Below are 12575 nucleotides of genomic sequence, written 5' to 3'. Positions count from 1 at the left end.
GCACACGAAGAACCGCCCCGATCGTCAGCAAGGCCGACGATCGGGGCGGTTCTGGTCACCGCGATGCGGTCAGTCGCGCACCTTCTGGCCGCGTCCGGCGATCAGACCGTAGATCAGCAGCACGATGATCGAGCCGCCGATGGCGAGGAGCCAGGTGCCCAGGTCCCAGAACTCGGTGAGCGGGCGGTTCAGGATCAGGCTGCCGAGCCATCCGCCCAGGATGGCGCCGACGACGCCGAGCAGCAGGGTGATGAACCATCCGCCGCCCTGCTTGCCGGGCAGGATCAGCTTCGCGATGGCTCCGGCGATGAGGCCGAGAAGAAGGAATCCGAGAAAGCTCATGGTCAGCTCCTATGTTTCGTGAGTCCCGGGGTACCAGGGCTCGTGCCGCTCACTCTGGCCGCACATCGAGCGCGGAGCCATCCCCTTGCGCCGCACCACCCGGGTATGCGAAGAGGCCCGCCTCCTCGCGGAGACGGGCCTCTTGCGTGTGTCAGCGTCAGTTGCTGCCGCGCACGATCGCGATGATGCGCAGGATCTCGACGTAGAGCCAGACGACGGTGACCATGATGCCGAAGGCTCCCAGCCAGCCGTACTGGCGCGGAGCGCCGTTGCGCACGCCCTGCTGGATCTGGTCGAAGTCCAGCACCAGCGAGTATGCGGCCATGATCACGACGAGGACGCCGATGATGAGTCCGAGCGGGATGCCCATGATGCTGGCGCTGAGCATGCCGAACGCCTGGTCCTGGGGCAGCACGCCGGTCCACATCAGGACCACGTTCAGCAGCGAGAAGACGAGGTAGCCGATCATCGCGATCATGAAGATCTTGGTCGCCTTCTTCGATGCGCGGATCTTGCCGCTGGCGAAGAGGGCCAGGGTCACACCGACGACGGAGACGGTCGCGAGGGTGGCCTGGAAGACGATTCCCGGGTACAGGACCTCGAAGAACGCTGAGATGCCACCGATGAAGAGCCCCTCGAAGGCTGCATAGGCGAAGATCAGTGCCGGACGCACCTTCTTGCGCGAGGTGAACGTGATGACCATCGCGAGGACGAAGCCGGCGAGCGCGCCGACGATCCACGGCAGCATGTTCGGCTGGAAGCCGCTGTTCGGGTTGTATGCGGGGGCGGCGACGCCACCGAGCGTCCACACCCAGCCGATCGCAGCGGTGACCAGCAGGATCGCGAACAGGCCCGCGGTCTTCCACACCGTGTCCTCGACCGACATGCGGTCGGTCTCGATGGCGCCCGCCGGAGGAGCGGCGTACATGCCCTCGAGCTGGGCGTTGGTCGCCGCGTCGATTCCGGCGTGCTGGAAGGAGGCGTTCTGCGCACCTTGAGCAGCCTGCGGTCCGCCCGGGTAGGTCGCGACGTTGCGCGGATCCTGCTGCTTGAACGCAGGGTTGTTGAATGCGAAGTTGCTCATTGGTGGGCCTCACTCCAAAAGGGTGTCGTAGGTCGCTTCCTTCTAAGATACCCGGGAGGTGCCACGGGTGGGGTGTTCTACGCTGAGAGCGTGCCCAGGAAATCTCCCCTCGTCATCGGGCACCGCGGTGCGCCCGGCTACCGTCCGGAACATAGCCGCTCGTCGTACGAGCTCGCGCTCGCGCTGGGCGTCGATGCCGTGGAACCGGATGTCGTCGCCACCAAGGACGGCGTGCTGGTGGTGCGGCACGAGAACGAGATATCCGGCACCACCGACGTCGCCGACCATCCGGAGTTCGCGGATCGGAAGACGACGAAGCGCGTCGACGGGCAGGCGCTGACCGGCTGGTTCACGGAGGACTTCACGTGGGCGGAGCTGTCGACCCTGCGGGTGCGCGAACGACTGCCCGAGGTGCGGCTCTCGAGCGCGAGCTTCGACGGCTCGCAGGCGATCCTGCGGCTGGTGGACGTGCTCGACATCGTGCGCGAAGGTTCCGTCGAGCATGGCCGGGAGATCGGCGTGGTCCTGGAGGTCAAGCACGCGACGTACTTCGCGAGCATCGGCATGGAGCTTGCACCTCTCATCGAACGCGACCTGCGCGCGGCCGGATGGGCCGACGGCGAGCTGCCGCTGATCGTCGAGAGCTTCGAGTCGACGGTGCTCGGGCAGTTGCGGGAGCGCGGCATCCCCGCCTCCTACATCTACCTGATCGAGGCCTCGGGCCGTCCCTACGACCTTGTGGCCGCTCACGGCAAGCAGGCGTCCACCTACAAGGCCGCCGTGACGCCTCAGGGCCTGGACGACCTCGTCGGCCGCGTCGACGGCATCAGCGTCGACAAGAAGATGCTGCTCGCCCGCGGCAACACGATCGTCCCGGATGCCCACGCCAGAGGCCTCACGGTCTTCACCTGGACCTGTCGGCCCGAGAACGGATTCCTCTCTCCGGAGTTCCGCGGTTCCGGGGGCCGCGCGGCGTACGGCGACTACGAGGCGGAGTGGGGAGTGATCGCGCGTACCGGCGTCGACGGCGTCTTCGTCGACCACCCTGATCTTGGCGTGGGGTTCTTCCGCAGCTGAGGCGCCGTCACCGCCGCCGTCAGAACGGTCCGAGCACGTCCGTCACGTCGCGATCGAGCGACAGTGCGCGCAGGGGCGCGAGGATCTCGCGCTCCTCGAAGCGGAAGTGCGACTCCATGATCGCGCCGATGCCGTCGAGGTGACGCGCGATCGACGCCGCGTCCTCGTCGCGCTCGGCGGCCGTGCGCAGCGCACTCAGCAGGTGCGAGAGCATCGCGTGATCCTGCATGAGCTTGTCGATCACGCCGTCGAGTTCCGGATGCTCCGCCCGAAGTGCGGGGAACAGCGTGCGGTCCTCGCTCGTGTGATGCCCGTCGAGTGCCGCGCAGAACCCGATGCAGAACAGGGTCAGCTCCGAGGCGGCGTCCGGTGCGGCCGTGCCGCTGTCGAGCGCCTCCCGCGTCGCCGTGAGCGCCGCGCGCAGTCGGGCGTGAGCGGCGCGCAGCTCCTGATCCCAGGCGTGCAGGCGGTCGGCATCCATCCGCACGAGTCTAGGCGCGGAGGTGTCGGCGTCACAGGGTGCGGTCGAACGCGCCCTTGCGGGTGGAGACGATCTCCTTGCCGAGCGGCATGAGCGAGATCGGGACCATCTTGAAGTCGGCGATGCCCATCGGGATGCCGATGATCGTGATGCACAGCGCGAGGCCCGAGATGATGTGGCCGATCGCCAGCCACCAGCCGGCCAGGATGACCCAGAGCACGTTGCCGAGGAGCGATCCGACACCCGCGGTGGGCCTGTTCACGACCTCGCGGCCGAAGGGCCAGATCGCGTAGCGGGCGATGCGGAACGAGGCGATCGCCCACGGGATCGTGATGATCGGGATGCACAGCAGCACGCCGGCGAGCACGTACCCGAGGAACAGGGCCCACCCGGCCAGGATGACCCAGATGATGTTGAGGATCGTGCGCATCCTCCGATCATGTCACCTGTGATCGTCTCCTCCTGAGCATCCGCCCCGAGCTCCCCGACCGCAGGGCATCCGGATGCCAGACTGACCGGATGAGTGGAATCGTCGTCGACGCCGTCAGCAGATCATTCGGATCGGTCAGGGCCGTGCGCGGCGCGACCCTCCGCGCCGAGGAAGGGCGGGTGACCGGACTCGTCGGGCCCAACGGCGCCGGCAAGACCACGCTGCTGCTGATGCTCGCATCGTTGCTCGCCCCCGACTCCGGCAGCATCAGGATCGGGGGTGTGGATCCGGCATCGGACCCGCTGGCCGCCCGGCGTCTGCTGGGGTGGATGCCCGACGCACTGGGGGCGTGGCCCTCGCTCACCGCGCGCGAGACGATCGTCACCACAGCGCGGCTGTACGGCATCTCCCGGTCCGACGCGGCTCCTCGCGCCACCGAGCTGCTCGACCTCGTCGGACTCGCCGAACTCGCCGACTCTCCTGCCAAGGTGCTCTCCCGCGGACAGAAGCAGAAGCTCGGACTGGCGAGGGCCCTCGTGCACGATCCGCAGGTGCTGCTGCTCGACGAACCGGCGTCGGGCCTGGACCCCGAGGCTCGCGTGCAGCTGCGGGTGCTGCTGCGGCGTCTCGCCGCCGAAGGCCGCACGGTGCTCATCTCCAGCCACGTCCTCTCCGAGCTCGAAGAGGTCGTGGACGACGCCGTGTTCCTGGTCGCCGGTGCGGTCGTCGATGCCGCCCCGGCCCAGGCGAGCGCTCGTGCGTGGCGGATCCGACTCGCCGGAGCCTCGGCCGAACGGCTGAATGCGGACTCATGGCAGGTCGCCTCGACACTGGGCGTGGCGCCCGAGTCGCTCGGCGCCGATCGGGGCGCGGTGCTTCTCGGTCTGCCGAGCGAGGAAGCCGCCGCCGACGCCCTGCGGCGCCTGGTCGAAGCGGGACTGCCGGTATCGGAATTCGCGCCGGCCCAGAGCGCGCTCGAGCACACCTTCCTGGCGCTCAGGGAGCAGGAGGCGCATCAGGCGCCGGCGTCACCGCCACCTCCTCCTGCCCCGGCCCCTCCCACCCACCCCACCTCGACGGAGGCCGGCGCATGAGCATCTCGCACATCATCACGATCGCCCGGCTCGAGCTGACGCAGAGACTGCGCAGCGTCGGGTGGTACATCCTGCTCGGCGTGTTCGCCGTCGTGCTGCTCGGCGTCACGATCCTGGCCTACGCGGTGTACTCCTGGAACGATTTCGGCGGGGCCGGCGTCTTCTCGATCGTCGTGAACATGGTGCTGCTGCTGGTCGTGCTGGTCTCGCCGACTCTCAGCGGCAACACGATCAACGGCGACCGCGATGCCGCCACGCTCGCGGCGGTCCAGGTGACGGCGGCGTCCACCGGCGACATCATGATCGGCAAGCTCCTCGCGGCCGTCGCGACCGGCGGCGCGTTCCTCGTGGTGGCCGTGCCCTTCCTGGCGGTCTCGCTGATCGGCGGTGGCGCCGATCTGAGCGTGCTGCTGGTGTCGCTGCTCGTGCTGATCGTCGAGATCGTCGTCGTCGCGGCGATCGGCGTGGGTCTGAGCGGACTCATCGCGCGCCCGCTGTTCTCGGTCGCCACGACCTATCTGGTCGTGGCCGGGCTCGTGATCGGCACCCTCATCACCTTCGCGCTCGGCGGTCTCGCGGTGCGCAGCGAGTCGACGACGTACTCCCGGCCCTACGATTCCGCGGGCAATGTCGACTGCGAGAACTGGGAGACCTACACCTACGAGGTGCCGCGGTTCGACCTCGTCTGGTGGGCGCTCGCCGCGAACCCGTTCGTGGTGCTCGCCGATGCGACGCCGACCGAGTTCTCGAAGGACGGCTATCCGGTCGATCTGTTCGGCCAGATCAAGCTGGGCGTGCGGACGGCGCAGTTGTCGCCGCTCGAGCAGCGCTGGGACGACTGCGACATCGAGGGGAACTACCCGACGCCACGGGAGACGATCGACTCGACCGTGCCGAGCTGGTTCGTGGGGCTGGGGGTGCAGGTCGTGCTCGCCGGTTCCCTGTTCGCCGGAGCCTGGGCGCGCACACGCACCCCCGCGCGCCGTCTGCCGCCGGGAACGCGTATCGCCTGACGTTCGGCCGCGGTCGGCGCGGAACTGCAACCCTGCGTTCACGCGGCGTACATCCGCGGGTCGTGCGGTGGCCACGCGACATCGGTGGGGTGGTCGGGTACCCGTTCGCGCACCCGACACAGGAGTCCCATGTCCCGCCTGCTTCGCGGGGTCGCAGTCTCGGTGGTCGGCGCTCTCAGCGCTGCCGCCCTGCTCGCCGCCCCCGCCGCCGCCGCCATCGGCGCCACGTCCGACACCACACCCATCGCGATCCAGGAGGCGGAGGCGGCACCCGGCCTGGTGCTGAACGAGATCGTCTACGACGCGGCCCAGACGGGGCTCGCCGATCAGGTCGAGATCTACAACGCCGGAGAGACGACAGTCTCCCTCGACGGCTGGAAGATCTCGGACGAGAAGCGCGACGCGTTCGGTCAGGCGCCCGAGGGCACCACCCTGGCACCGGGGGAGTTCCTGGTGCTCGTGAAGGACATCGACTTCCCCTTCGGCCTCGGCAAGGGCGATGAGGTCGTGCTCTACGATCCGAGCGGCGCCGAGGTCGACGCCTACGCCTACGCCAACACCGCGCCGATCGTGGTCTGGGCCCGCTGCCCTGACGGCTCAGGGGAGTGGGCGCACGCGACCGCGGCGACGCCGGGCAGCGCGAACGACTGCTCCGTCGCCCCGGTGGACGGTTCGATCGTGATCAACGAGGTCGACTCGCAGCCGGCGGACTGGGTGGAGTTCTACAACCCCGGCACGGCGGCCCTCGACATCTCGGGCTACGAGATCCGCGACAACTCCGATGACCACCGCTGGCAGTTCCGGCCGGGCACCACGATCGGCGCCGGTGCATACCTGGTGGTCGAGGAGGGCACGATCGGGATGGTGTCCGGTGTCGAGACCGCATTCCGCGATCCGATCGGCATCGGCAGCGCCGACCGCATCCGCCTCTTCGACGCCACCGGTGCGCTGATCGATGACACGCTGCCCTGGAGCGGTCACGCCGCTATCGACGGCGACGCCGCGGCGGCCACGCTCGCCCGCTGCCCCGACGGTGCAGGGGCCTTCCTGCTCGCCCACCCGACCCCGGGCGCCGCGAACTCGTGCGTCGTGCCGGACGTCGTCATCAACGAGATCGAGTCCAACGGCGATGCCACCGACTGGGTCGAGGTGCTCAACACCGGCAGCACCGCCGTCGACGTGTCCGGGTGGACCGTCATGGACAACGACCCGAACGGTCACGCCGACCAGACGACCCCGCTCCCGGCGGGCACGCTGCTCGCGCCCGGTGCGTACTTCGTCTTCGACCAGCCGGCGAACTTCGTCTTCGGCCTCGGCAACGGCGACACTGTCACCCTCCGCGACACCACCGGCAACACGGTTGACGAGCACGTCTACACCGCCCACGCCGCGGGTGTGCTGGCCCGCTGCGCCGATGGAACCGGGGAGTTCGTCGACATCGCGGTGTCGACCAAGGGGATGCGCAACGCGTGCGGCAACCCCGTGCGAATCAACGAGGTCGAGTCCGACGGAGGATCTCCGGACGACTGGATCGAGCTGGTCAACCCGACCGACAGCGCGCTCGACGTGTCGGGCGTGGTCGTGAAGGACGACGACGACGCGCACGCCTTCACGGTGCCCGCCGGCACCACGATCGCCGCGGGCGACTACCTGGTGATCGAGCGCGAGGCGCTGGGCTTCGGACTCGGCGGTGGTGACGCCGTGCGCCTGTTCGACGGCGACCTGCTCATCGACAGCACGACCTGGGGTGAGGGACACGCCGCCACCACGTGGGGACGCTGCCCCGACACCACCGGCGCGTTCGGTGTCACGGAGAAGTCGACCAAGGGCACCGCCAACGTGTGTGCGGGCGAGATCGCGGTGACCCCGTGGCCCGGTTCCGCCGAGGTGCGGGTGCTCGATGACGTGCCGACCTTCCTCGAGGACTCCTCTGGTCTGGATGTGCAGGAGACCGCAGACGGCGCGTTCCTCTGGGCGGTGGACAACGGCGAGGGCCGCATCTGGAAGCTCGAGGCGCACGCCGACGGCTCGGTGGAGAAGGTCGACGGCTGGACGGACGGCAAGCGCGTGCGGTTCCAGAAGGATGCCGCGGACCCCGCTGCCGCCGGCCCCGACACCGAGGGCATCACGGTCGACGGCGACGGCTTCGTGTACGTGGCCTCGGAGCGCGACAACGGCGCGAAGGGCGTCAACCAGAACATCGTGCTGAAGGTCGATCCCGATGCGGCGGCGGGTGACCTGGTGGCCCAGCAGCAGTGGGACCTCACGGCTCTGCTCCCCGCCGTCGGTGCGAACCTCGGCATGGAGGCGGTGCAGTGGGTGCCGGATGCCGCGCTCGCCGGGAAGCTGTTCGACGACAACACAGGTGCGGCCTATGACCCCGCGGACTACGCGGGACACGGCTCGGGGCTCTTCTTCGTCGCGGTCGAGGACAACGGGCACGTGTACGCCTTCGCGCTCGCCGCGGACGGGGGCGCGACCCTCGTCTCGGAGATCGCGCCCGGCCTGACCGGCGTCATGGCGCTGGACTACGACAGCGTCCGCGACGTGCTCTGGGCCGTGTGCGACGACGGATGCCAGGGGCGCTCGGCCGAGATCACGCTGAACGGCACCGCGAAGCCGGGCCTCGCGCACCATGCGCGTCCTGCCGGGATGCCCGATATCAACAACGAGGGGTTCGCGACGGCTCCGGCCTCGCTGTCGGTCGACGGTCAGCGACCGGTCTGGTGGTTCGCCGACGGCTTCGCCTCGCAGTCGCTGCGCACCGGCACCCTGCCGGGTGGCGACGACGAGACGCCGGGCACGAAGCCGCCGCTGCCCGGCTCCGCGCTGAACGACGACAACCGCAACGGCGTCACGATCAACCCCTCCGCCGCCGCGGCGGGACAGCAGGTCGTCGTGACGGTCGGCGACGCGCAGGCGGGAACCGAAATCGCCGTCTGGATGTACTCCGACCCGCAGCGGCTGGCCTCGGGGGTGCTGGACGCCTCCGGTCGCATCACCGTGACCATCCCTGCGGACGCGGCGGCCGGTGCGCATCGGATCGCGGTGTACGACGTGGAGGGCGACCTGATCGGCTGGGGCGACCTGCAGGTCACCGCGGCGTCGGGTGGGGCAACCGACGGCGGCGCGGGCGCAGGCGACGGCGGCCTCGCGAACACCGGCGGCGCGCTCCCGGTGGCGGCAACGGTACTCGCGCTGCTGCTGCTGTCGGCGGGCGGCGTCATGCTGGCGCGACGCCGCCGCACGGCCTGAGGGGCGGAGGGGTGACGGAACGCTTCCGTCACCCCTTCGACCGCTCCGATCCCGTGCCGCCGTGTCGGTGCCGCGGCCTAGACTCATAAGGCCATGACCGAAGCTCCTCTCATCGTTCCCGGAACCGCCGGCCCGCAGGGTCAGGACGACCTCCTCGCCGGCCTCAACCCGCAGCAGCTCGAAGCGGTGACCTATCGCGGCCCGGCCCTGCTCATCGTCGCCGGAGCCGGTTCGGGAAAGACCAGCGTGCTCACCCGGCGCATCGCGTCGCTGCTGCGCAGCCGCGAGGCGTGGCCGAGCCAGATCCTCGCGATCACCTTCACCAACAAGGCCGCAGGAGAGATGCGCGAGCGCGTCGCCGGGCTGGTCGGCGACGTGGCCCGCGGCATGTGGATCTCCACCTTCCACTCGGCCTGCGTGCGCATCCTGCGACGCGAGGCCGAGCAGTTCGGCTTCACCAAGACCTTCACGATCTACGACTCGGGTGATTCCCGTGCGCTCCTCAAACGCCTGGTCAAGGAGCACGAGGCCGACGCCTACGGGCTGACGCCTGCGGCCGTGCAGTCGCGCATCTCCAAGCTCAAGAACGAGCTGTCTGATGCCGAGTCCTACGCCCGCGACGCGAACATGTCGGACCCGGCGGAGCGCATCTTCGTCGAGCTGTTCGCGGACTATCAGCGCCAGCTGCGCAAGGCGAACGCCTTCGACTTCGACGATCTCATCGGCCAGACGGTGTATCTGTTCCGCGCCTTCCCCCAGGTCGCCGACACCTATCGTCGACGCTTCCGGCACATCCTGGTCGACGAGTACCAGGACACCAACCACGCGCAGTACGCGCTGATCCACGAGCTCACCCGCCCGGCCTCCGCCGCGGCCGCCCCTGATCCGTATGCCTCGAACGGCATGATGATCTTCGAGCCCGAGCCGGCGGCGAACCCCGACGTCCCCGAAGGCGGAGCATCGCTCACGGTGGTCGGTGACTCCGACCAGTCGATCTACGCCTTCCGAGGTGCAGACATCCGCAACATCAGCGAGTTCGAGCGCGATTTCCCCGGCGCACAGGTGGTGCTGCTCGAGCAGAACTACCGGTCGACGCAGAACATCCTCTCGGCGGCGAACGCGGTGATCGGCAACAACTTCGACCGAAAGGACAAGAAGCTCTGGAGCGACAAGGGCGACGGCGACGCGATCATCGGCTTCACCGGGTACTCGCAGCACGACGAGGCCCAGTTCGTCGCCGACGAGGTCGAGGCGCTGCATCGTGCCGGCATGCCGTACTCCGAGATGGCGGTCTTCTACCGCACGAACTCGCAGTCGCGTGCGCTGGAGGAGATCTTCATCCGGTCGGCCGTGCCCTACAAGGTCATGGGCGGCACGAAGTTCTACGATCGCGCCGAGATCAAGGATGCGCTGGCCTACCTGATCGCGGTCGCGAACCCGGCCGACGACATGTCGGTCCGCCGCATCCTGAACAAGCCCCGCCGCGGCATCGGCGACGTCACGGAGACGGCGATCGCTCGATTCGCCGAAGAGCACGACATGAGCTTCCGCGATGCCCTGGCGCACCCGACGCAGCTCGGCTTTGGGCCCAAGATCCAGGCGGCGATCGCCCAGCTCGATGCCGTGCTCGCGGAGGCGACCGCGATCATGCTCCCCGCGTCGGGGGAGCTCCCGCCGCCCACCACCGTGGCCGAGGGACTCAGCCTGCTGCTCTCGAAGAGCGGCTACCTCGACGCGCTCCGTGCCAGCCGCGACCCGCAGGACGAGGCGCGGGTCGAGAACCTCGACGAGTTCGTCGCCGTCACGCGCGACTTCGCCCGCAACAACCCCGAGGGCACGATCGTCGACTTCCTGACGGAGGTGGCGCTGGTCTCCGACGCTGACGACCTGGAAGACGAGTCGGGCACGGTGTCGCTCATGACGATGCACACCGCCAAGGGGCTCGAGTACGACGCGGTCTTCGTCACGGGTGTCGAGGAGGACCTCATCCCGCACCGCATCTCGGCGGGTGAGCCGGGCGGCCCCCAGGAGGAGCGCCGGCTGTTCTACGTCGGCATCACGCGTGCGCGCAAGCGTCTGCACCTCTCGCTCGCCATGACCCGCGCGCAGTTCGGCGAGGTCACGGTCGCGATGCCGAGCCGCTTCCTGCAGGAGATCCCCGCGGCGTTGATCGACTGGCGCCAGTCGCCCGGTGACGTGAACTCGCGCGGCGGCATGCAGTCGCGTGCCCTCAACGCCCGCCGCTCCGGCGGTTTCGGCTCGTCGAGCTCGGGATCCGGCGATCGCTTCGGCGTGAAGGCCCTCCCCGGCAGGGACTCGCTCAAGCCGCTGTCGACCGCGATGGATCGGTTCCCGAACCGGGTCACCGCCAAGGTGCGCGACAACGGCGACCTGGAACTCACGCCGGGCGACCGCATCCGGCACACTGACTTCGGCGAGGGCCGGGTGGATGCGGTCACCGGAGAGGGCGCGAAGCGCATCGCGCATGTGCGGTTCGACACGTCCGGCCAGAAGAAGCTGCTCATCAAGGTCGCCCCGATCGAGAAGATCTAGTCCGCGTCGCGCGTCGCTCGTGGCGGGTTAGGCTGACTGATATGGCCCTGTTCTCTCGCCGCAAGAAGTCCGGTGACGATGTCGTCGCCCCCGCATCCGACGTCTCCGAGCCCGAGGTGTCTGCCCCGGTCGACGCGCAGCTCGCAGACCAGGCCGCAGAGCCGGAGGTCGCCGCCCCCAGCATCGGCATCTCGGTGCAGGCGTTCCGCGGTGTCGGAGAAGCGGCCGGCCCCGCGGTGGCGCTGCCCGACCAGCAGGAGCAGCCGGGCGGCTCCGGTGACTCCACGCCCCGCGCTGCCCAGACCACCGCGACGGCGGACCCGCCCCGCCCCGCCGAGCCTGTGGAGCGCCGTCTGCCCCTCGCCCCGGCGATGCCGCCGGAGCAGACCGAGACGGTCGCGGGGATGAAGGACAACGTCCTGCTGCGCGAGGCGCTGAAGGAGATCGAAGCCGGCGCCACCAACGAGCAACTGCTCGGCGTCATGCGCCAGGCGCTGCAGGGACACCTCTACATCCGCGTGAACGGCGATGCCCGTGCGCAGATCGCCGAGGGCAAGCCGCTGGCCGTGGCCGTCGTGCGCGATGAGGAGCGCCAGTTCATGCTCGCGTTCAGCTCGGCCGCCGCCGTGCGCGACTCCGTGCAGCTCGAGCAGGATCCCGCAGCGACCTCCGCGGTCGCACAGCCGGTCACCTCGGTGCTGCAGCAGGTCGTCGCCGGCGACTTCGCCGGCCTGATCGTCGACAACGCGTCGGCCCCGCACCGGGTCGTGTTCCCCACAGAGCTGCTGCAGAAGACCCTCGAGCAGGCCGACGTCGACATGAAGGTCAAGACGATCCTCGCGACGCCGCGGGCCCAGGATTCGGCCACCAAGGTCGGGGAAGCCCTCGCCACCACGCGCATGTGGGTGGCCGTGAACGACGGCACCGGCACGGGACAGGTCGGCATCGCCGAGGCGCAGACCACGGATGGCAAGCGGTTCCTGCAGCTGTTCACGCATCCGCTCGAGGTGATCGCGCTCGGTCGCGGTGACCGCCCGCTGCCCTTCACTCCGGATCAGCTCGCGAAGGTGCTCTCCAGTCACACCGAGATGGCCGGCGTCATCATCGATTCGGCAGGGCCGTCGATGATCGTCGAACGGGACGCGCTCGCACCGGTGCTCGTGCTCGCGGCCGACCTCGGCGACTGACGCCGCGGGACGACCGTCCTCTCCGGGGGTTCCGCCGGGAACGCCTGCGTCCTAGTGTC

Annotated in this window: 10 protein-coding genes; 6 read left to right on the top strand and 4 right to left on the bottom strand. The window is 69.3% G+C overall.

The window, feature by feature from the left end; genetic code table 11:
* Positions 1–69: 69 nt before the first annotated feature.
* Both ACIOVG_RS02770 and ACIOVG_RS02765 read right to left on the bottom strand, forming a co-directional pair.
* Entirely contained in the window at positions 70–342 is a 273-nt protein-coding gene (locus ACIOVG_RS02770; protein ID WP_247629366.1) for a GlsB/YeaQ/YmgE family stress response membrane protein, read from the bottom strand.
* A 157-nt stretch (positions 343–499) separates the two neighbouring features.
* A complete protein-coding gene (locus ACIOVG_RS02765) occupies positions 500–1426 on the bottom strand; it encodes a Bax inhibitor-1/YccA family protein (RefSeq protein ID WP_400868815.1) in 927 nt (308 codons plus the stop codon).
* A gap of 90 nt (positions 1427–1516) precedes the next feature.
* Between ACIOVG_RS02765 and ACIOVG_RS02760 the strand changes: the two genes are divergently transcribed.
* Positions 1517–2503 (top strand): glycerophosphodiester phosphodiesterase family protein, encoded by a 987-nt coding sequence (locus tag ACIOVG_RS02760; RefSeq protein ID WP_400868813.1) that lies wholly within the window; start codon positions 1517–1519, stop codon positions 2501–2503.
* A gap of 19 nt (positions 2504–2522) precedes the next feature.
* Here ACIOVG_RS02760 and ACIOVG_RS02755 read toward each other — a convergent pair whose 3' ends face one another.
* Both ACIOVG_RS02755 and ACIOVG_RS02750 read right to left on the bottom strand, forming a co-directional pair.
* Positions 2523–2984 (bottom strand): hemerythrin domain-containing protein, encoded by a 462-nt coding sequence (locus tag ACIOVG_RS02755; protein ID WP_400868811.1) that lies wholly within the window; start codon positions 2982–2984, stop codon positions 2523–2525.
* Positions 2985–3015: 31 nt separating this feature from the next.
* Positions 3016–3414, bottom strand: a complete 399-nt coding sequence (locus ACIOVG_RS02750; protein ID WP_400868809.1) for a YccF domain-containing protein — start codon at positions 3412–3414, stop codon at positions 3016–3018.
* A gap of 89 nt (positions 3415–3503) precedes the next feature.
* Here ACIOVG_RS02750 and ACIOVG_RS02745 point away from each other — a divergent pair, with 89 nt between their 5' ends.
* The 5 genes from ACIOVG_RS02745 (at position 3504) to ACIOVG_RS02725 (ending at position 12516) form a co-directional block, all read left to right on the top strand.
* On the top strand, positions 3504–4508 hold the full coding sequence (locus tag ACIOVG_RS02745) for an ATP-binding cassette domain-containing protein (RefSeq protein ID WP_400868807.1): 1005 nt from the start codon (positions 3504–3506) through the stop codon (positions 4506–4508).
* Positions 4505–5521, top strand: a complete 1017-nt coding sequence (locus ACIOVG_RS02740; RefSeq protein WP_400868805.1) for an ABC transporter permease — start codon at positions 4505–4507, stop codon at positions 5519–5521. Before ACIOVG_RS02745 ends, ACIOVG_RS02740 begins: the two co-directional genes overlap by 4 nt.
* Before the next feature lie 129 nt (positions 5522–5650).
* Positions 5651–8776, top strand: a complete 3126-nt coding sequence (locus ACIOVG_RS02735; RefSeq protein WP_400868803.1) for a lamin tail domain-containing protein — start codon at positions 5651–5653, stop codon at positions 8774–8776.
* A gap of 93 nt (positions 8777–8869) precedes the next feature.
* A complete protein-coding gene (locus ACIOVG_RS02730; RefSeq protein WP_400868801.1) occupies positions 8870–11329 on the top strand; it encodes an ATP-dependent helicase in 2460 nt (819 codons plus the stop codon).
* A gap of 41 nt (positions 11330–11370) precedes the next feature.
* A complete protein-coding gene (locus ACIOVG_RS02725) occupies positions 11371–12516 on the top strand; it encodes an SseB family protein (RefSeq protein WP_400868799.1) in 1146 nt (381 codons plus the stop codon).
* The last annotated feature ends 59 nt before the right edge of the window (positions 12517–12575 follow it).

The organism is Microbacterium sp. NPDC087591, from assembly GCF_044743625.1.
Lineage (GTDB): Bacteria > Actinomycetota > Actinomycetes > Actinomycetales > Microbacteriaceae > Microbacterium.
The sequence above is the reverse complement of the archived record's forward strand: the minus strand, read 5'-3'. Positions and strand labels throughout refer to the sequence as shown.

Coding starts and splice junctions, on each gene's coding strand:
- ACIOVG_RS02770 (WP_247629366.1), bottom strand. CDS start 342: ATGAGCTTTCTCGGATTCCTTCTTCTCGGCCTCATCGCCGGAGCCATC.
- ACIOVG_RS02765 (WP_400868815.1), bottom strand. CDS start 1,426: ATGAGCAACTTCGCATTCAACAACCCTGCGTTCAAGCAGCAGGATCCG.
- ACIOVG_RS02755 (WP_400868811.1), bottom strand. CDS start 2,984: ATGGATGCCGACCGCCTGCACGCCTGGGATCAGGAGCTGCGCGCCGCT.
- ACIOVG_RS02750 (WP_400868809.1), bottom strand. CDS start 3,414: ATGCGCACGATCCTCAACATCATCTGGGTCATCCTGGCCGGGTGGGCC.
- ACIOVG_RS02745 (WP_400868807.1), top strand. CDS start 3,504: ATGAGTGGAATCGTCGTCGACGCCGTCAGCAGATCATTCGGATCGGTC.
- ACIOVG_RS02740 (WP_400868805.1), top strand. CDS start 4,505: ATGAGCATCTCGCACATCATCACGATCGCCCGGCTCGAGCTGACGCAG.
- ACIOVG_RS02735 (WP_400868803.1), top strand. CDS start 5,651: ATGTCCCGCCTGCTTCGCGGGGTCGCAGTCTCGGTGGTCGGCGCTCTC.
- ACIOVG_RS02730 (WP_400868801.1), top strand. CDS start 8,870: ATGACCGAAGCTCCTCTCATCGTTCCCGGAACCGCCGGCCCGCAGGGT.
- ACIOVG_RS02725 (WP_400868799.1), top strand. CDS start 11,371: ATGGCCCTGTTCTCTCGCCGCAAGAAGTCCGGTGACGATGTCGTCGCC.